Genomic DNA, 19,060 nt, shown 5'->3' on the forward strand with positions numbered 1-19,060 from the left:
CAAAATGTGATTTCAGAAATGCTATAACTATCTATGTCAACAAAAGTTAAATCTAATTTTAGAAATCCCTGTTTGTGAACTCTTACAGTATAGAAATGTTACTGATGGGTCTGCTTCGTCCATTCGGCATGCTCGGGACACAGGCTTTGACCCATCCCACATAATTCTCTCTCTTATTCGGAAGACAATGGATTTACACGAGGGTATAATATAAATCGCGCTGTTTCGCCTGGTAGCCGGCGTCGTTTATCAAAAATTCAATTTCCTCTTTTTCCATGGTATAACTTACTCCCGCTGCCTTCACAACATTTTCCTCAATCATTGTGCTCCCCATGTCATTCGCACCGAATTTTAAAGAGAGTTGCGCTATTTTAGCGCCTTGTGTGACCCATGATGCCTGGATATTCTCAATGTTATCAAGATACAGCCGGGAAATGGCTAAGGTTTTTAAATAATCATGACTGCCGGAAAGAGCGTTTTCCAATTGTGTGTTTTTCGGTTGAAATGTCCATGCGATAAAGGCGGTAAACCCGCCTGTTTTATCCTGGAGCTGCCGGATTTTTTCAAAATGTTCGATGCGTTCTTCCGTAGTTTCGATATGGCCAAACATCATTGTAGCAGTCGTTTTCATGCCCTGTTCATGGGCAGATTGCATCACGTCCAGCCATTCCCGCGCAGAACATTTATTTGGGCTTATGATTTTTCTGCAACGATCCGTCAATATTTCAGCGCCGCCGCCTGGAATGGAATCAAGCCCCGCTTCTTTTAATATACGTATCACTTCCGGCATTGGTAGGGTATTTAGATGGGAAAAATGCATTATCTCCGGAGGAGAAAAGGCGTGTATGTGTATATCGAAGTTTTTCTTAATGGAGAGTAATAAATCAGTATAAAAATCTATCTTTAGCGTTGGGTGCAGTCCCCCTTGCATGAGTATCTGCTTACCGCCTAATGCTAAAGTTTCTTCTATTTTTTTATAAAGCTCCTTTTTTGAAATGATGTATCCATCACTATGTTCAATATTTTTATAAAAGGCGCAGAATTTGCACCCTGATGTGCAAATATTCGTATAATTGATGTTTCTGTCAATAATGTAGGTACGGAAGTTTTCCGGGTGTTTCATCTTGCAGACCTCGTCAGCAGCAATTCCCAACATGAGAAGCTCTTTATATTCAAAGAGACATGCACCTTCATCAGCAGTTATTCTTTTATTTTGTACCGGTTTTAAAAGTACTTCCTGCAGATGCTTGTCTGCCGGGCAGTAATCAGGTGTCATTAAATATAACCCTTTCTCCTTTGGGCGCTAATTCTATTGCTACCGCACACTGGTAAAATTTCTTAAGCCCTTGTATCTCCTCCTTCTCTAAATCGTATTGAATAGCATTTGTAAGATAATGCAGGCATGTATCGAATGATATATTAAGCCGTTTTGCTTCAGACACGGCAATTTCTTTTATGTGCTGAATGCCCATTTTTTTTGAGTTCAACAGTAATTCGTTTAGTCCGGGTATTTTTCTCCCTCGTTTCACCACCCAGACCGCATAAACAAAAGGCAGTCTTGTATATTCATACCATGCCTGTCCGAGGTCTAAGGTAACGTACCCATTGTCTGCCGCCTTGATAGCGTTATCGCCAATAATTAAAACAGCATCTGCCCTTGTTTCAGCAATGTTATACTGTTCATTAAATTGCGTGTACCCGGGCGTAAGGTGATATTGACCATGTAAAATAATCCTTGTAAGTGCGCGGGAAGTTAATGAACTTGTGTCTAATGCCGCAGTTTGTATGTTTGCAATCGGTACTTTAGAAAATATCTTAACGCTTTCAACCGCCCCGTGGGAAGCGATTGCTATATGCGGTATAATTGCAAAACACCCATTCCTGAAATATTCAATGGAAGGAATGAGGGCTACATCAATACGATCATTGTTCAGCATGCCAGGCAAAAGCGAAGGCACTTCAAATAACAATTCTATGGAATCTTTATGGCATTCAAGTCCATATATCAAAGGCTTTGCGTTCATATAAGGGACAATGCCTATCCTGATCCTTTCTGTCATATTGCACTTGCCTAAATCTTTATTCTTAGATAAACTAGCCGCTATTACTTTACTTTTCATACAGGCCCTGAAGCTATATTACTTAACATATTCCTAAACTGGCATAGCCAGCACCAATCAAGCATGAAATACGAAAGGCGGAACTACAGATTACATAGATTACATAGATTAAAAAATTTACCACAAGTGAAACATTTTATATGACTATTGTATTTTCTTCAATAGAGAATTACATTGACGTTATTATTAAAAAGGAATTTTACACCAATGAATAAATCACATACTGTTGCCCTGCTGGCAAAACGAGTCTTCTTTTGTTTTATGCTATTACTCCCTTTGTGTAAGTTGCTTAATGGTAATTTGGTATTCGCAGAAGGACAAACGAAATTTGCGCAGGATTTTTTTGACGTTGCTGAACCGATCACACTTAAAGATCCGTTGGCGGTCATCCTGGGCGCAATTGACAACGATGGAGCGTTTGTTTTTACGTATGCCGATGCGGTAAAGTTTGCCGGACATTCCTGTCCTGCAGTTGCCGGTGCGTACAAATCAACCCAATTGGCGCTGAAGGCATTATACGGCAAGGAGACGCCGGTAAGGGGAAATATAAGTGTGACCATCATGGGTGGCGTCGATGAAAATGTAAACGGGCCAATATCACAGATTGTGTCCATGATAACCGGCGCAGCCGCCGAGAACGGTTTTAAGGGCTTTGGCCCTGCCGGAAAATATGGACGGTACAATTTGATGTCATTTGCTCCTGAACAAAAGACAGATACAAAAGCAACGTGTACATTGTTATTTCAGCGAAGGGACACGGGGAAAACGGTTGAAATCACTTACGACCCGGCACTGGCACATGCGGATGAACGCATGGAAAAACTTATGCCTCTGACGCTCTCCGGCAAAGCAACTGATGAACAAGCAAGGTTGTTTGGCAATCTGATGCAGGAGCGGGTAAAAACTATCCTTTTTCAACCACCGGAAGGCACGTTTATTATCAGGGAGAAACAATAATGCTTTCGATGAAAGGCGCTATTATTTATACCGGCAAAGAGGTCATAAAAGACGCTTTCATTAATTTTGACCACAATACGGTAGCTAACGTTTCAAATACACGTCAGGGAGAAATGCTTGGTGAGTATCCGGTAATCACCCCTGCATTTATTGATCCCCATTGCCATATAGGGATGTGCAGGGCAGGAGAACCTGCGAGTGAAGAAGAAGCAAATGAGAAAATGGATACATTTTTAACACTTGCAAACGCCATTGATTCCGTACAAATGGATGATGTATCTTTCGCCGACTCAATAGAAGCAGGCATACTTTATTCCTGTGTTTTGCCAGGCAGCGGGAATATTCTTGGCGGTAGCTCGGCGGTTATCCGCAACTACGGAAGCACAACCACAAACGCCCTCATCAGGGAAGCGCCAATTAGCATAAAAGCGGCGCTGGGATACAATCCCATGTCAACACGTGAATGGAAGGGAAAACGCCCATATACACGCATGGGCGCTTTGGCCCTCTTTAGGGAAAAACTATATGCCGTAATAAAAAAAATGGAAAAAATAGCGAAGGGCACAGAAATGAAAGATATAGATTTTTCCCGTGAAGATGAAATCCTGCGTGACATTCTCTGCGGAAAAATAGTATTGAGGGTACACGTACATAAGACGGACGATATCGAATCATTTCTGCGGTTTGCAGACGAATTCAAGGCAATACACCCTGAGTATGCCATAAAGTTTACCATTGACCACGCATGCGATGTTCATAAAATTGATATATTCCATAAATTAAGGGAAAGAAATATACCTGTTATTTACGGGCCTATGGATTCACTGGCGTATAAGGTAGAATTAAAACACGAAAACTGGAAAAACCTGCGATACCTCTTGGAATCAAACGTATCGTTCGGCCTCATGTCAGACCATCCAGTAATATTACAGAGAATGATTCTTTTGCAACTGCGCTGGTTTATTCGTTTCGGATTAAGCAAACAACAGGCAATTGAAATCATCACGGCAAAAAATGCATGGATACTGGGAATAGATACAATATTAGGCTCTTTAGAACCTGATAAATGGGCGTCATTTGTATGCTGGAACGGAGACCCGTTTGATCTAACCAGCTATCCCGTTACTGTGTATGGTGAGGGACGTTTGCTTCATCTTTAGATTTACGATTTACGAATTACGATTTAAAATCGTAATTCGTAAATCGTTTTTTTTATCTCAGTTTTTATCAGGGTTCATGAGTAAATTCAATACTTCCTGATAAGCCTTTGGTTTTTGTTCCGCTTGTTTCAAATACGTAATTAACATCTTTTTTGCTTCTTCGATTCTATTTTTTTCTTCCGGTTTAAGGGAGATTTCTTCTTTTTCGTAATCCCTCACTACATCCCCTGAAATATCTTCACCCCTGTCGGACAACAATTCGAGTTCCTCGCGATAAACCTCTGCCCGGCGTTCTAACAATTTCCGATAAGCGTTAAGGGTATTTTTTGCATCTTCAATCCGGACCTCCATTTCTCTTTTCAGGATATCTCCCTCTTTTCCCCGGTTTTCCACCTCTTTCTCCCGTGCGTCAGCGGACAATGAAGTAACTTCCTCATAATAAGACGAACTGCCTATTTGTCCCAAATAGTCGTTAAGCGTCTGCACAGCGTCTTCATATTTCTCACTTTCAACCTGAATGGCGCTGCGTAAATAATATACGTTGGGCGATAGTCTTGTCCCCAATGACATGAGTTTTTCAAAACAGATCTCAGCGTTAATATAATCGCCCTTATCCATGTATTTTTTTGCGTTTAGAAAATACTTATTTGCCAGTATCTCTTTCTGCCATTGAGCATCTGCCACAATGCGCATTTCTGAAGGCTTATTTGATTCTTCGTGCAAATCCGCTAATGCAAGGGTTTCAATATACTTCCAGTATTCGATTCTTTCTTTTATTTTCTTGCGGATTGAATCGTCTTCATCTGAATGCGGGTTATCAAGCTGTACCGCATCTGTATTTAAAAAAATCTCCCATCCTCTGATTTTATCTCTCAGCGGTATATTGCTTGTATCCATATCTGCCATGGCGTCATATACATCCTTTATTTGAAACAATAATGAATCCCATTGTCCCCTTTCCTGATTATTTTTTACCTCCTTACTCATGCAGATTTTCCATGGTGTATGTATGAAAACAACCGTGCAAAAGAAAACTATAAATAGTTTACCGATGGTTTTTATTGATTTGTGTATCATGTTTTTTAGTAATAGATAAAGAGTGATTGATAGAGTGGCATGGCCACGGAAAAAAATGTAAAAAGAACCATGCTGGGCATTGTGAACGGAATACGTTGTAAAATTATGGCGTCTCAACTTCCAGTTCAGGCTTTTTGTATTCTTCGTTTACGGTTGGTGTCTCCTTTGTTTCAGCATCTTTTTTTCCATAAATGGCATATTTATGATTACCGAAAAGTACATACCACATAATAAACATAATCAGGCCCGCAAATAATTTATTCCAACCCTTTCTGTTTCTTAAATTATCGATGGTTCCCATATCTTATTTCCCTCCTTTATAGTCAAACAAATAAAGTTTTCGAAAAATTTACACCCATCAGGCCTCTCTATCAAGAGGGGCTTCAGGGAGAGTTTGATAGTATGCTTAGTCAAATAAATCTATTTTTCAGAAAGCCATTTTATATTCAAACTTCTAAAATCAGATTTGATTGTACTATTGTTCTGTATTATCTGGCAATACGTAATAATATATATTATAAATCCGACAAACAGTTCGTCGTGAATTTCCCGAAAGGAAGAATGCAAGGCGGAGGAAATAAGGTCATCGTTGTATCAGCAAATAGGGCAATTGAAAGTGGAGTTAGACTGAGTTGAAAAAAAGCTGGACTTACCAGTTGAGGCAAAGAGGCGTTTGGTAGAGTTGGAGAACAAAGAGATCGGCATAGCCCGTCAATGTAAATTGTTAGGGCTACAAAGGTCGGGTTTTTATTACACGCTGATAGGAGAGAGCGCACATAACCTTGAGTTGATGAATAATATTGAAGGGTAGTACACGAGGAGTCCGTTTTATGGTGTAAGGCGGATGACGGTATGGTTAAGAAAGGAGGGGTATGAAGTAAATCGTAATAGGGTAAAACGACTCATGAGGCAGATGGATTTATATGCGATTTATCCATTTAATATCATTTGGATAAAATAAATTTTAACTTATTTCTATCAAAATATTGTCTTGACAATAGGGCACACCTCAAACAGCGCAAGTTATTTGTTTGCAACGATTTAACAAGTATTTTTTTAAAATACTAAAGTGTTACGGATATTTTCATTCCCCTTTGTGAGCCACCATATCATGAATGTTTCATTGGGATTTTATATTTTGGAAATAGATACACAATATATAGTGTTAAATTTGGCAAATGGCGTTGTGGGGATAAGTTGTTGGTAAAATCCGTTAGACAGTTCTATTTAAACGAGAATAAATGCAAATGGACGCTAACAAAAAAACTCATACTAACGTTTATTAGCGGTTCTATTTATTATTGGTGGATTCCTTGCAAAAAATGCCGCTGTAATGATAAAGTATTTTGTAATGGTTTCCCCTCACCTAATTTTATAATAATAAAATTTTTGGCAAATATATATTTAACAGAAGATACGGGTATTCTATATTTTAAGTCTTCATCTCATTAATTTTCTTCTTCTTTTTCACTTATAAGCTGCATTATTTCATCCGGAGATTTTGATTTAATTATTTTTTGTTTAAATGTTTCATCGACAAATAACCTTGCTATACTGCTGAGAAGCTCCAGATATATATTATTTGTTCTTTCCTTTGTTGCGATCAGGAAAACCAAATGTACGGGTTTTTCATCCAGGGCATTAAAATCGATGCCATCCTGTGATATTCCCAAACACGCAATAAAATCAGTAACTCCTAGTGTTTGTGCATGAGGGATTCCAATCCCACCGCCAATTCCAGTACTTTTAATCTTTTCCCGTGTGATTACTTTTTCCAGCAAATCTACTTCATCTACAACTTTTGCGGAAGATTTTGTTACTTTCACCATTTTTTCTAACACTTCAAATTTGTTCATTCCATATAGATTAATAATTATATGTTCTTTAGCTAATACATCAGAAAGTTTCACATTTGCCTCCCCTTTACCCAAATAATTTCTAACGCATTATACCAGTGACAATACATAAAGTAAAAAATATCTTCTTCCAAGGTATCTCCGCAATAAAACACTATAGTGTTATCATTTTTTTACATTGTAATTTTTAATTTAAAAAAATCAATTATTTTGTAACAATTTAGCTTTTTGTAAAATACATGGGACATAAAAAACAGGGTAAATAGGTAACTTCTCAATAAGTTGAGGTTTTTTATAATAATTTCCACCTTCAACAGTCTACAATCCGAAATTTGCTGATTGCCGACTGTAAACTGCCGGCTGTACCGTATTCCACATTAATAAATTAGGAACGAATAGCGAATGACCTTGGACCATTTTTTAAATATTTGACAATTCTTGTTATGATGTGTTACAAATTAGTTACATTGTATCTGTGTACTATTTTGCTGTTAATTCATAAAGGATTTCAGATTATGTCAAGAAGGCTTCCTGTTTTTATTGTATGCGTATTCATTGTTTTAAAGGCGGTAACAAGCTATGGCTATACGTTCGATTCAGGAACGTTGCGTGGCAGGATTATTGATGGTTTTGGGAAACCGGTTTCGTTTGCTGATATTGAAGTGACTTCAAATGGCTCAAAACATATGGCGACAACGGATACTTCCGGTAATTTTTCTGTAACTTATTCTCCCGGCAATATTCAATTAATGGCAAAAAAACTGAATTTGTCCCGCTGAGTTATTCATTTATGGTTGAAGTAATTGATGAAATTGCCCTGGATGATATTACCCTGTGGAAGGTGCCTCCTGGCGGAGGATTATTTTTTGTAGGGAAAGATGATTATGTAAAAATAAATGAAGCAAAGTATGATTCAGAAAGTACCAGTAAAGAAAAAAGGTTTTACGTGAAAGGCACACCGACAAAAATTAACGGGAATACCCTGAGGATTATTGATTTTCAAACGGATAATCCGCTGGTTATGGGTAAGTCACTTTACCGTGTTGATAAAAACGGTTCTGTGGGAAGTATTGTTTTTTATCCTTCGATGAAGTATGTTTTGCATAAACTGGATGACACTTATTCAAGGGTTGGGGATAATGTAGGGCTGCGTGTAGCCGAATTACCACCAGGTAAATATTTTTATTGCGTAGGAGAGATGACGATACGTTCACGTAACGGAGGTGGCTTTTTCTTTGAGGTTTCATCGTAAGTAAACAATTTCCAAAATCAGGATAAATACACATTTCCCCCTCACCTGTAATAATTTGTTTTTTTTCAGAAAGAATACACTTCATACCTCTTTATTGAACACACCTCCCGCATTGTTAATGCATTTCTTTCAGAGAGCACAATGTGCTCTATAAATGTTAATCGTGCGTTTCAAATAAAAAGTAGTAACGCATAGAGCGGCTAAGCTTAATCTGCAATCGAATAATGAAACAGCCATGATCCTATTGTTCATAAATGGGAATGAAAATATTCACACAAAGACGCAAAGAGAGAAGTAGTGGGGGGCAAATTGATAATTGATAATTATCAATTTGAAATGGCCTGGCTGGCACACGAAAGGGAATGAGGTTTCTGGCACAGGAGGTTTTTCGCGATAAATTTCTGTAAAAATATGTGTGAAATTGTGATATGGCAGATGTGTACGATTTTATCGTAATTGGAGGAGGCCCTGCAGGGATGACGGCCGCCGGGCGGGCGGGAGAAAGAGGGAAAAGCGTAATCCTTCTCGAAAAGAATGCCCATCCGGGCAAAAAACTTCTTCTCTGCGCTTCCGGACGGTGTAATGTGACGAATACGGCGTCATTTGCCGCTTTTTTTGATGCGTATGAAAAGGCGGGGCCATTTATGCGCCCGTCATTGGGCATCTTCTCTCCTGAAAAACTACGGTCATTTCTTTACTCTTATGGTGTCGAAACTATTGAAGAAAGCAAAGGGCGTGTATATCCAAAAAGCCAAAAGGCAGAATCAGTTCTGGACGCACTGCTATCGTATCTTCGCATACATCGGATCACCATTAAGAAAAATTCACGCATAGTCTGCGTGAAAGAAAAAAATAAACAAGTGATTGGTGTGGAAACAGAGGATGGATTTATAGCGGGGCGCAATGTATTGATTGCAACAGGCGGCCTGAGCTATCCTTCTACCGGGAGCACGGGGGATGGCTATACACTTGCCTCTTCACTGGGCCATACTATTTGCAAGACATATCCCGCAATAATTGCCTTTGAGACGGAGGAGGCATGGGTGAAACAAGCGCAGGGAACTCCGATTAAAAACGCACAGATTACCGCTTGCCGGCAGGGCAGAAAAATCGCGCAACATTTTGGTGAAGCGCTTTTTACTCATTATGGGATATCCGGCCCGGCGATTCTCTCCATAAGCAAACGTATTATGGAAAATCATGGAAACGGTGCGGTACGAATAAGCATCGATTTCAAACCAGATATGTCGCCTGGCGAGCTAACCACACAACTGGTAAAAAAAATCAATACTAACGGCGGTAAGGCAATAAAAACATGCCTTACGTATTTTGTTCCTGAAAAACTTTCTCCTTTACTACTGAATATATGCGGAATTGACGAAAAGAAGAAGGCCTCCCAAATAACGACAAAAGAAAGAAAAAAGATACTGGACCAGTTGAAAGGTCTGTCCCTTACCCTATCGTCCCACAGGCCGGTTGAAGAAGCTATTATAACCGGCGGTGGAATTGACCTGGATGAGGTTGAATCGCGAACAATGGAATCTAAGTTAATAAAGGGATTATACCTCGCCGGGGAGGTGCTTGATGTAGATGGCCCAACAGGAGGATTTAACCTTCAGGCAGCATTTTCCACAGGATATCTGGCCGGAAATTCTGTTCTTTAAAACAGAAGCAACTATTCAGCGTAATCTATTAAACTACCGAAGCACAACTCGTTCCCAAACCTTGTACTGAACATAGTGAAGTATCTGATTGGGTACGTAATGGCAATGGAAACTACATTCGTGGGTTCAGGTTTTTGACCTGAACCAAACGTTTTATACTTTCAATCCCGCCTTCTATTAACAGAACAAATGACAAATAAATTCCAAACAGTCATCATGTTTCATTTCCAACACCCAGAAACGATGAAAATGGTTTTATAGCAATATCATATTGCGGTACCTGTGCCTGAGTTATTTTTTGTAGTCTTATTTTCGAGCCAGGGATTTAGTGATTTGGGCTTTGGAATTTTACCGCAGTACAGGCCTCATTATCTGCATAAACTCATGGGTTCAGGTTGTAAACCTGAACCCGCCGGGAACCCTGTCAGGGTTGTTTCTTTCATCTTCATAGGAAGTGTACAAAAAAATTGCTGCAACATCTGAAATGAAAAATGTCGCTGTAGTGTTATTTCTTTTTGATGGTCTTTTTAGTGGTTTTTTTGCTCTTGGCAGGTGTCTTTTTGACGGCCTTTTGTACCGGTTTTTTCACTGTATTTGCCTTTGAGGTTTTCTTTGCAGATTTTAAGGCGGCCTTCTTTTTCCCTGTGCTTATAGATTTTTTAGCGGGTTTTTTTGTGCTGACCTTGCTTGTTTTTGTAGCGGTGCTTGCCTTCTTTTGCGCAACATCTTTACCTTTAATTTTCGCCTTTGTTTTTGCTTTTGTATCAGGTGTGGTGTCCATCTCTATACCAAAAACGGATGACAAATCCTGGTCTTCAATGATTCGGGAACTTTTTCTCTTTGCCCGTGTAAGTAATTCTTCCGTTTTATCTTTGACCGTTTCCGATATCAAATCGTCAATTTCGATCTTTCGGAGCAGGAAGAATAAATTCGGGTCGTCATCAAGCCTTGCCCCTACCCCATAAAGGGTAGCCGCAATGTGTTTGCACATGCTTGCCCAGTCGGGACAGCTACAGTCAAATTTTATTTCTTTCGGAGATGGGAACAGCCCTTTCCCATGAGCGGTAAAAAGCTCGTCTAATGTTTTTGGGAACTTTCCCATCAAAAGCTCCTGCATCGAATCAAGCTTGCCTTTGCAAAAATCCTTTACCTCTTCCCAGATGTTTCTTTCAAGCATATTTATTGTTATTTTTATGGAATAGGGGCTTGAATCTGACCCCTGTACAAGTGAGGTTATCATGCCTTCGCGTATCTGAAGGTCAAGTACTGAGCCGCAGCGCACGTAGCTTCTTCCTCTTCCGATACGGTTGCTGTAGTCGGCGTATCCTTCTAAATTTTTGTTCCATGCCTTTCCCCACCACGTTTTTGCAAGGGTATTACCCGCCAGTATCACGGGCTTTATATCTTTGTTTTTCTTCATCAACTGCTCTAACTTCCTTTTTGCTCTCTGCTGTTTTTCCCCAACGGAAACATATCTTGGGAATCCCCAGTAACTCATAATTGCCTCTTTCCTCCATTATAATGTTAATTTGAAAAGGTCAACCAGCGCTTTATTTTCCATTTCTGTTATCATGGACTCGCCGGTGACTTGTATAACGTCTGTCGTTAATTTTGTTTTTTCACGCAACATATCATTGATTTTTTCCTCAATAGTTCCCTTTGTTATGAATTTATGCACGATAACGTTCTTTTTCTGTCCGATGCGAAACGCCCGGTCTGTCGCCTGGTTCTCAACCGCGGGATTCCACCATCTGTCGAAGTGGATGACGTGATTTGCCTCTGTCAGATTTAACCCGACGCCTCCCGCCTTTAGCGACAATACCATATAAGGAATATACTCCCGGTTCTGAAATTGTTCCACAATATTTTTCCTCATGCCAACGGAGACGCTCCCGTGCATTACCAGTCCTTCGCGTCCAAATATTGTTTTCAAAAATGCGTGCAGGTGGCCGGTTATTTCTTTAAATTGGGTGAAGATTAATACCTTCTCCCGCTTTTCATAGATCGTTTCGCAAATTTCACGCAGCCGCATAAATTTTCCGCTGTCGGCTTCCTCATATCCGCCTGTTCCAAGAAACTGGTCAGGGTGATTGCAAAGCTGCTTAAATTTCATTAATGACGCCAAAATAAGACCCCTTCGCTGAACGCCTTCTGTCGCTTCAAGTTTTTTCGACAGTTCTTTAACGGTGTTTTGGTACAGGACGATCTGTTTTCTGCTTAACCCGGCATAGGTGTACATTTCAACCTTTTCCGGCAGGTCGGAAATGACCGTTTTGTCGGTCTTTAATCTCCTTAAAATATACGGGCTGATGATCTTCTTTAACCGGGTGTATCCGGTGTGATTCTTTTTAACGCTGCCCGCAAATTCGCTGAACTCTTTTGCGTTTCCGAGCAGGCCGGGGTTCAGAAAATCAAACAATGACCACAGATCAGACAGCCGGTTTTCAACTGGAGTTCCTGTCATGATAATTCTATTTTGTGATTGTAATGTTTTTATATTACGTGTCTGTTTTGTGCCTGGATTTTTAATTGCCTGTGCTTCGTCCAGGATTACATAATGCCATACATATGTTTTCAGCCATTCATATTTTTGTACAAGGGTGTATGTAGTGATTACAAGATCAAGTTTGTTGAGCGATTCTTCATCTTTTACCTCAAATTTTTTATCTTTGTGTGCTTCCGGATGGGCGACAAAATAGTTCAGATCGGGCGCAAAACGGTTTATTTCATTGCTCCAGTTTGATATGAGGGATGCTGGGATTATCAGCAGACTGGCGTTTTTCTTTTTTTTATTCTTCAGAAGATGCAGAAATGCCAGTATTTGTATCGTCTTGCCAAGCCCCATATCATCAGCCAGGCATGCCCCGAAGTGCAGGGAATCCAGAAAACAAAGCCAATTAACACCTTTTTCCTGATAGGGTCTGAGCTGTGCCTTAAAGGTGTGATCCAAACATGCCGGGGGAATCAAGTCATGGTTTGCCAGTTTTTCCATTACTTGCTCCAGCCACTTTCCGTTTGATACTTCAATATTGTCATCATTTTCAGTCAAACCAAGCAAATTGTTCGGGTTCAGTTGCAGCCTTAGTGCGTCCCGCAGGCTGAAATGCTTATCTTCCGTTAATTTGCGGGCGTTCTCATAGGCGTGAAGAACCTGTTCAAGCTTTTCGGCGTCAACGGCAACCCATTTGCCCTTGATGTATGCCAGACCGTCAGTCTCCGCCAGCAGCCTTCTTGCCTCCTCTTCGGTAACAGGCGTATCGCCAAGAAGCAGGTTGACGTTGAAATCGAGTAGTGAGTCCATTCCAAGAAAGGTTTCTTTTTTGCCCTCTAACTGAATGTTTACCTTAAGCGGAGATGATGCAGATTTCCACCAGTTGGGGATACGGCACAGGATACCGTATTTTTCATATGTGGGAATTTCTTTCAGAAAGCGGTACGCTTCCTTTTCGTCCCATGCCAGTGGATGAAACAGTTCGCCGGAGTCAACGAGATGGGAGATCAGATCGCTTTCTTTTGCCGCAAGGTGTACGGTGGAAAGAAGGTCCAGCAGTTTTTCATTGTTCCCTCCATATTCCGTCAATGCGTATTTTAAGGGGAGGTGTTTTGATTTGCCCTGTTTGTCGCCTTGGGTGGAATAGGTGGCGAGAAAAGCAAAGGGATAATCCTGCCGTTTATTTTCAACGAGATGAAAATAAATGCGTCCGACAATATGTAAATCAGGGCTGTAGGTATGGATGAAATCCTCTACCGTTCCCCGGTAAATACTGATTTCGTATTGAAATTGCGCATTGAGCATATGCCAAAGCAGTTTAAGAAGTTCGGCGTTAAGGTACTCGAAACCCGTCATGAGTGGGGCACGAATCAGCATCTCAGCAATATCTTCTTTCCCTAATGGAATGGCTATGTTGTTTCTGATAGTTTCAAGATCGGGTATATGGCGCAGCTTATTTGAAAATTCAGAAGTGAAATATCGCCAGTAATCAAGGGATGGTGAGAGCGGGATGGATTGGTCTGAAAAGCTAAGGAATAAAAGGAAGGATTTAAAATCGGTTTTAAAACGGCTGTGTATCTCATTTTGCAGCAGTTGTTGATTTTTGTCTATCCTTTCCTTTACTTCATTCCACTCCAACTGTAAAGTGCCGTTGGGCATGACTATTGCGTTTAGTTCAAAATTCATAATAATCTACCATTTAATAAGATTGCGTCCTTCGTATTTTGCAAGATAAAGCGCTTTGTCTGCTTTGGAAATTAACTTTTCGGGAGACGAGGCGGCGCTTGGAACCTCGTTTGAAATGCCAATGCTTACGGTGATTCTGCCGCTGGCATTGGAATCTTTGTGGGGTATGTTCATCGCCTCAATATTCGATTGCATTGCCTTTGCAACCATAACGGCACCGCTTTCATCTGTATCAGAAAGCAGGGCGACAAACTCCTCTCCGCCGTAACGTGCAATTATGTCGCACTCTCTTTTCAGGGCGCTGAGGATGGCCATTGATACTCGTTTAAGGCATTCATCACCTTTCTGATGGCCGTAGGTATCGTTATAGTTTTTGAAGAAATCAATATCAATCATCAATAGGGATAGCGGTTTTGCCAATCTGACGGATTGTTTCCATTCATTGTGCAGCATTTCGTCGAAAAAGCGCCTGTTAGCGAGTCCTGTCAGACTATCGGTCCGCGAGAGCTGATGAAGCTTTTCATTTGCCTGTTGTAATTCCTGGTTTGTTTTTTCCAGCACCTGCGCAAGCGTAAGCAGTTCTTTCTCTCTGTTTTCGCGCTCATCCATTTCTTTTTTTAATTTAAGTACAGAACTCACCCGTGCGATTAATTCGACCGGATTTAAAGGTTTTTTTATATAGTCTATCGCACCGGCGCCAAATGCCTGTTTTAATCCTTCATCCGTATCCTCCGCCGTTATCACTATGATTGGAATATTTTTTAAATGCCTTGTTGCATTTATTTTCAGGCAGGCTTCCACTCCGTTTGTACCTGGCATGTTAATATCCATAAGGATTAAATCAATTTCACATTTTCTATTTTTTGAGTTTTCATCATCCAAACCCAATAAATGAAATGCTTCCTGAGCGGAATTGACAAAAAATAATCGTGAAAATCCTTCCGGTATTAAAAATATTTCTATCTGTCTTTGTACGTGTTTGGAGTCGTCAACGACGAGTATCGGGTTATTCATAGACAATTTATACTTGTTTCTTAACAATGGGTCATTCGTTTATACGTATGCGAACACGATATCTGTCAACTGTAATTATTACTTTTTTTTCAAGAATGTCTTTATGCTTTTCTATTAATCGCAGTAGTATTTTCCCCTGGTCTTTGGCGGGAATATCTACCAATCTTATTATTGCCGGGTGAGGTTTATTATAGATAAAAATAAGTTCTCCAAAATCCTTATCTGCTGTAACCAGTATCAGGTTTTCATCAAGCGCCCTCCTCATAATCACTTCGTCTCCAGGATCCTCACCACCCTCAGGTATCCATAAAGCATTATAATTTGCGCTTCTTAGATCTCTTACCGCAAAACTTGAAATACAACTGTCAAGTAAAAATTGCATGGTCAATTCTTTACCAGGGCTGGTTCAATCCTATCATGAGCAACCATTCGATATGCATAGATCAAACATGCCTGGATATCTTCTTTTTCCAAAAAGGGATAGCCTTCTAATAGTTCTTCAATTGTTGAACCGCTGGCAAGCATTCCAAGTATATGTTCAACAGCTATCCGCATTCCGCGAATAATTGGCTTTCCGTTGAAAATTAAAGAATCGAAGGTAATGCGTTTTAAGAGTTCTTCGTCTTTCATAATTTTCCCCCAAATTTAAAACTGTTCAAACTGACCTTCAAATAGTCATTATATATGTTTAAAAAACATTATTATACCGTAACCGGATTTTTATGGTATCGGAATTATAAGAGTGAAACAAGGCCTTTTCTCGTATTAATCAGGAATAAAACATTTTTCTTGTAACGGCAAGGCATGCCTTGCTATTACAAATCATAGCCCCTATAGGTAATTTTTTTCCCAAAAAATTAAAATGTTCCCGGTATCGTGTTATTCATAGACAATCTCCACTTGTTCAATGTACTGTGACATTGCGTGAATCCATTTCTGCATTTCTGCTACGTGTCTGTTTTTAGCGCTTATTTCAAGGAATTTCCCCATGTCGGTAAGTTCGTCAAAACCATAGCCTCCGCTTGCCCCTTTTAACCGGTGCGCCAGTGTTTCGATTGTTTTGTAGTCTGTGTTCTGTAATGCGGCAGTCATCGTCATTATATCGCTTCGTACGTCTTCAATAAATTCAGGAGTAACATTTTTAAATATCGGATTAATTGAAACAAATAATTTATTTTCAACAGTAATTTCATTCGTAACCTTACCTGCTGAAAATGCCGCTTTTTCTCCGTCTGTCGCCGGTGTGTAATTTGCATGCAAAGGGACATATTTATGTATGGCGTCGATAAGCGTTTGTTTTTTTATTGGCTTAATCAGGTGGCAATTGCACCCGGCGTCGATGCTTTTTTGTTCATCTCCTTTAAATGCATGAGCTGTTAATGCAATAACAGGCGTTGCTTTCAGCCCGAGTTCCATTTCGTATCTTCTTATTTCCCTTGTTGCGGTATAACCATCCATTACGGGCATTTGTATATCCATTAATACAAGATCGTACTTTTCGTTTTTAAATTTTTCCAGACATTCAAGTCCATTTTCCACCACGTCCACTTTAAAGTTTGTTTTATTAAGATAGGCTTGTATCAGTACCCGGTTGTGATAGTAATCTTCAACCAGCAAGAGCTGCCGGGTGGGAACGCTTTCAGGTATTTGAATAACGGTGCGAGATGCCGGCCCGGTAAACGGTATGGTCTTTTGTGGGTCTATGACGGCGTTAATGCTGGTGAGAAGGTCATGTCTTTTGATGGGTTTCACCAGATATGTGGTTATTCCTAATTCTTTTGCCCTTGCCACATCCCCGCTTTTATTGTCAGAGGTGAACATCATAATAATCAGACCGGCAAGCTCCGGATCGTTCTTGACGGAACGCGCAATCTGAAACCCGTCCATGCCGGGCATGCGACAATCAAGGAGAAGGAGGTTGTAAGGTGTTCCGGCGTTCCTTGCCCGTTTGAGTTCGTTTATACCATTTTCTCCGCCTTCTGCTTCGGCGACGGGAATATCCCATCCGTGCAGCATATCACGTAATATCATGCGGTTTGTGGCATTGTCGTCTATTATCAGGACGTAAGGTTTTTCAGCGCCCGATAACGGTATTTCTTTTTGTTCCTGAGGTTTAGGATGAACATCAAAGGTTACGGTAAAATAAAAGGTGCTTCCTTTGCCCGGGGTGCTTTCTACCCAGATTTCTCCATCCATTAATTCAACCAGGCGTTTGCAGATTGCAAGTCCCAGCCCTGTTCCACCATATTGGCGCGTAGTGGAAGAATCCACCTGTGAAAAAATATTAAAAATAATACTTTGCTTTTCTTCCGGAAGGCCTATTCCGGTATCAGAAACCAAAAAAAGCAGCATGCCTTTTTTGCCGGGCAGTTTATTACGTTTTCCCGTCAGAAGAATCTCTCCTGTCCTGGTAAATTTAATGGCATTTCCAATTAAGTTTGTTAGTATCTGATGCAAACGCACCGGGTCGCCGATGAAAGAAGTAGGAATATCCTCGGCTAAATGGCAGTTCAATTCGAGGCCTTTCTCGTGGGCGCGGAACGCCATGACTTCGCACGTCTTTTCTATTTGTTCACGCAGATTAAATTCAATGTGTTCAATGGTGATTTGCCCTGCCTCTACCTTGGAAAGATCAAGGATGTCGTTGATTATCTGGAGGAGATTTTCCCCTGCGTTGCGGAACACCTTAACGTATTCAGACTGTTTGGGCGTCAACGTTGTTTCCCATAATAAGTCTGACATGCCTATAATAGCGTTCATGGGGGTGCGGATTTCATGGCTCATGCTGGCAAGAAATTCGCTTTTGGCATTATTGGCGGCGACTGCTGCTTCCCTGGCTTTTTCCAGTTCCGCTTCAATCCGATGGCGTTCATCGATTTCCTGCTTTAAAAGGTTATTTGATTTCAGCAGTTCCGCCGTCCGTTCTTCCACCCGCATTGCCAGCGAATGGCTGTAATCTTCCAGTATTTCATAGTAGTTCTTTAGCTCCTTTGACATGATGGAGAATGTTTGTGCGAGCACGCCAATTTCATCTTTCGAGTTAAGGATGCTGTTTTCTGAAACGGAAAAATTTCCATTTGCAAGTTCTTGTGCCATTTGCGCAAGTTTTATAAGCGGTTGTGCGAGCCGGGAAGAAAGAAAAAGCACCAGGCATGAACCGATCGCAATAAAGACGATAGTCGTCAGACCGGAACGTATTATAATGTTGAATATCTGCTCTTTAATTTTGTGACGTGAAGCGGAGAGTATCTGGTAGAGGTTTTCCAGTGAATATCCGAGCCGCAATGCTCCCCACTGATCAGCGCTGACGTGAATGGGCACGATAAATTCCATATAGGGTGTCCCGTCTTTTTCAAACTCATTGATGGTTGCATTTTTTTGAGCTATCGCAAATGTATCGTCACCGCCTGAGAGGATACTGTCATTCAGTTCTGGTTTTAATGTGTGAATGAGTGCAAAACCTTTTAAATCGGCGAGGATGATATATTTCAAATCGGTATTTTCCCTCACGGCTTTATTAGTCTTGCTGAAGATATCAAGGAGGTTAAATGATGCAAGCGCATCTTCCACCTGAAACGCCAGATTGTCGGAAAGGGTTTTTCCCTGCTTGCGCAGATTATCCTTTATTAACTCAATCCGTTGTTCAAGTTCCCCTGTCAATATTTCCTTTTGAGAATAAATCTGAACAAGGGTCAATATTGTCAGAAGACCAATAATCAACCCCAGCATTGTGATAAGGAGTTTCCATTTTATACTGTTTCTTGTCCGGATATTCATTGTCAT

16 protein-coding genes are annotated in these 19,060 nt (G+C 40.5%); 5 read left to right on the forward strand and 11 right to left on the reverse strand.

The window, feature by feature from the left end:
* Positions 1–193: 193 nt before the first annotated feature.
* Together mqnC and M5U24_RS11575 are read right to left on the reverse strand one after the other, a co-directional pair.
* On the reverse strand, positions 194–1,276 hold the full coding sequence (gene mqnC, locus M5U24_RS11570) for a cyclic dehypoxanthinyl futalosine synthase (RefSeq protein WP_295101822.1): 1,083 nt from the start codon (positions 1,274–1,276) through the stop codon (positions 194–196).
* On the reverse strand, positions 1,266–2,120 hold the full coding sequence (locus tag M5U24_RS11575) for a menaquinone biosynthesis protein (RefSeq protein WP_164994904.1): 855 nt from the start codon (positions 2,118–2,120) through the stop codon (positions 1,266–1,268). The genes mqnC and M5U24_RS11575 overlap by 11 nt, the downstream gene beginning before the upstream one ends.
* A 207-nt stretch (positions 2,121–2,327) precedes the next feature.
* Here M5U24_RS11575 and M5U24_RS11580 point away from each other — a divergent pair, with 207 nt between their 5' ends.
* Positions 2,328–3,077 (forward strand): FmdE family protein, encoded by a 750-nt coding sequence (locus M5U24_RS11580; RefSeq protein ID WP_099323612.1) that lies wholly within the window; start codon positions 2,328–2,330, stop codon positions 3,075–3,077.
* Positions 3,077–4,237: an amidohydrolase family protein gene (locus M5U24_RS11585; protein WP_099323611.1), complete on the forward strand. Its 1,161-nt coding sequence runs from the start codon at positions 3,077–3,079 to the stop codon at positions 4,235–4,237. Before M5U24_RS11580 ends, M5U24_RS11585 begins: the two co-directional genes overlap by 1 nt.
* A 57-nt stretch (positions 4,238–4,294) precedes the next feature.
* Here M5U24_RS11585 and M5U24_RS11590 read toward each other — a convergent pair whose 3' ends face one another.
* The 3 genes from M5U24_RS11590 to M5U24_RS11600 all read right to left on the reverse strand — a co-directional run bounded on the left by M5U24_RS11590 (position 4,295) and on the right by M5U24_RS11600 (position 7,224).
* Positions 4,295–5,224, reverse strand: coding sequence for a hypothetical protein (locus M5U24_RS11590; RefSeq protein WP_099323610.1), 930 nt, complete (start codon positions 5,222–5,224; stop codon positions 4,295–4,297).
* Positions 5,225–5,417: 193 nt separating this feature from the next.
* Entirely contained in the window at positions 5,418–5,615 is a 198-nt protein-coding gene (locus tag M5U24_RS11595) for a hypothetical protein (protein WP_099323609.1), read from the reverse strand.
* A gap of 1,147 nt (positions 5,616–6,762) precedes the next feature.
* Positions 6,763–7,224, reverse strand: coding sequence for a PTS sugar transporter subunit IIA (locus M5U24_RS11600; protein WP_164994905.1), 462 nt, complete (start codon positions 7,222–7,224; stop codon positions 6,763–6,765).
* A 461-nt stretch (positions 7,225–7,685) separates the two neighbouring features.
* Here M5U24_RS11600 and M5U24_RS11605 point away from each other — a divergent pair, with 461 nt between their 5' ends.
* The 3 genes from M5U24_RS11605 (at position 7,686) to M5U24_RS11615 (ending at position 10,086) form a co-directional block, all read left to right on the forward strand.
* Positions 7,686–7,949, forward strand: a complete 264-nt coding sequence (locus M5U24_RS11605) for a carboxypeptidase-like regulatory domain-containing protein (RefSeq protein ID WP_298202496.1) — start codon at positions 7,686–7,688, stop codon at positions 7,947–7,949.
* Positions 7,950–7,960: 11 nt separating this feature from the next.
* Positions 7,961–8,422, forward strand: coding sequence for a hypothetical protein (locus tag M5U24_RS11610; RefSeq protein WP_298202498.1), 462 nt, complete (start codon positions 7,961–7,963; stop codon positions 8,420–8,422).
* A 428-nt stretch (positions 8,423–8,850) separates the two neighbouring features.
* Positions 8,851–10,086, forward strand: coding sequence for an NAD(P)/FAD-dependent oxidoreductase (locus tag M5U24_RS11615; RefSeq protein ID WP_298202500.1), 1,236 nt, complete (start codon positions 8,851–8,853; stop codon positions 10,084–10,086).
* Between the two features lie 505 nt (positions 10,087–10,591).
* Here the strand turns inward: M5U24_RS11615 and M5U24_RS11620 are convergent.
* The 6 genes from M5U24_RS11620 to M5U24_RS11645 all read right to left on the reverse strand — a co-directional run bounded on the left by M5U24_RS11620 (position 10,592) and on the right by M5U24_RS11645 (position 19,054).
* Positions 10,592–11,584 carry a hypothetical protein gene (locus M5U24_RS11620; protein ID WP_197705298.1) on the reverse strand — a complete coding sequence of 331 codons (993 nt, stop codon included), beginning with the start codon at positions 11,582–11,584 and terminating at the stop codon, positions 10,592–10,594.
* Between the two features lie 18 nt (positions 11,585–11,602).
* Positions 11,603–14,263: a DEAD/DEAH box helicase gene (locus M5U24_RS11625; RefSeq protein WP_295101490.1), complete on the reverse strand. Its 2,661-nt coding sequence runs from the start codon at positions 14,261–14,263 to the stop codon at positions 11,603–11,605.
* A gap of 6 nt (positions 14,264–14,269) precedes the next feature.
* Positions 14,270–15,277 carry a diguanylate cyclase gene (locus M5U24_RS11630; RefSeq protein WP_099323601.1) on the reverse strand — a complete coding sequence of 336 codons (1,008 nt, stop codon included), beginning with the start codon at positions 15,275–15,277 and terminating at the stop codon, positions 14,270–14,272.
* 31 nt (positions 15,278–15,308) lie between these two features.
* Positions 15,309–15,659: a DUF5615 family PIN-like protein gene (locus M5U24_RS11635; protein WP_099323600.1), complete on the reverse strand. Its 351-nt coding sequence runs from the start codon at positions 15,657–15,659 to the stop codon at positions 15,309–15,311.
* Between the two features lie 2 nt (positions 15,660–15,661).
* Positions 15,662–15,907 (reverse strand): DUF433 domain-containing protein, encoded by a 246-nt coding sequence (locus M5U24_RS11640; RefSeq protein WP_099323599.1) that lies wholly within the window; start codon positions 15,905–15,907, stop codon positions 15,662–15,664.
* Between the two features lie 249 nt (positions 15,908–16,156).
* Positions 16,157–19,054: a response regulator gene (locus M5U24_RS11645; protein ID WP_298202504.1), complete on the reverse strand. Its 2,898-nt coding sequence runs from the start codon at positions 19,052–19,054 to the stop codon at positions 16,157–16,159.
* Positions 19,055–19,060 lie beyond the last annotated feature (6 nt).

It is taken from the genome of Candidatus Kuenenia sp., assembly GCF_027493735.1.
Taxonomy (GTDB): Bacteria; Planctomycetota; Brocadiia; order Brocadiales; family Brocadiaceae; genus Kuenenia; species Kuenenia stuttgartiensis_A.

Coding starts and splice junctions, on each gene's coding strand:
- M5U24_RS11625 (WP_295101490.1), bottom strand. CDS start 14,263: ATGAATTTTGAACTAAACGCAATAGTCATGCCCAACGGCACTTTACAG.
- M5U24_RS11640 (WP_099323599.1), bottom strand. CDS start 15,907: ATGAAAGACGAAGAACTCTTAAAACGCATTACCTTCGATTCTTTAATT.
- M5U24_RS11620 (WP_197705298.1), bottom strand. CDS start 11,584: ATGAGTTACTGGGGATTCCCAAGATATGTTTCCGTTGGGGAAAAACAG.
- M5U24_RS11575 (WP_164994904.1), bottom strand. CDS start 2,120: ATGAAAAGTAAAGTAATAGCGGCTAGTTTATCTAAGAATAAAGATTTA.
- M5U24_RS11610 (WP_298202498.1), top strand. CDS start 7,961: ATGGTTGAAGTAATTGATGAAATTGCCCTGGATGATATTACCCTGTGG.
- M5U24_RS11635 (WP_099323600.1), bottom strand. CDS start 15,659: ATGCAATTTTTACTTGACAGTTGTATTTCAAGTTTTGCGGTAAGAGAT.
- mqnC (WP_295101822.1), bottom strand. CDS start 1,276: ATGACACCTGATTACTGCCCGGCAGACAAGCATCTGCAGGAAGTACTT.
- M5U24_RS11630 (WP_099323601.1), bottom strand. CDS start 15,277: ATGAATAACCCGATACTCGTCGTTGACGACTCCAAACACGTACAAAGA.
- M5U24_RS11615 (WP_298202500.1), top strand. CDS start 8,851: ATGGCAGATGTGTACGATTTTATCGTAATTGGAGGAGGCCCTGCAGGG.
- M5U24_RS11595 (WP_099323609.1), bottom strand. CDS start 5,615: ATGGGAACCATCGATAATTTAAGAAACAGAAAGGGTTGGAATAAATTA.
- M5U24_RS11585 (WP_099323611.1), top strand. CDS start 3,077: ATGCTTTCGATGAAAGGCGCTATTATTTATACCGGCAAAGAGGTCATA.
- M5U24_RS11605 (WP_298202496.1), top strand. CDS start 7,686: ATGTCAAGAAGGCTTCCTGTTTTTATTGTATGCGTATTCATTGTTTTA.
- M5U24_RS11645 (WP_298202504.1), bottom strand. CDS start 19,054: ATGAATATCCGGACAAGAAACAGTATAAAATGGAAACTCCTTATCACA.
- M5U24_RS11590 (WP_099323610.1), bottom strand. CDS start 5,224: ATGAGTAAGGAGGTAAAAAATAATCAGGAAAGGGGACAATGGGATTCA.
- M5U24_RS11580 (WP_099323612.1), top strand. CDS start 2,328: ATGAATAAATCACATACTGTTGCCCTGCTGGCAAAACGAGTCTTCTTT.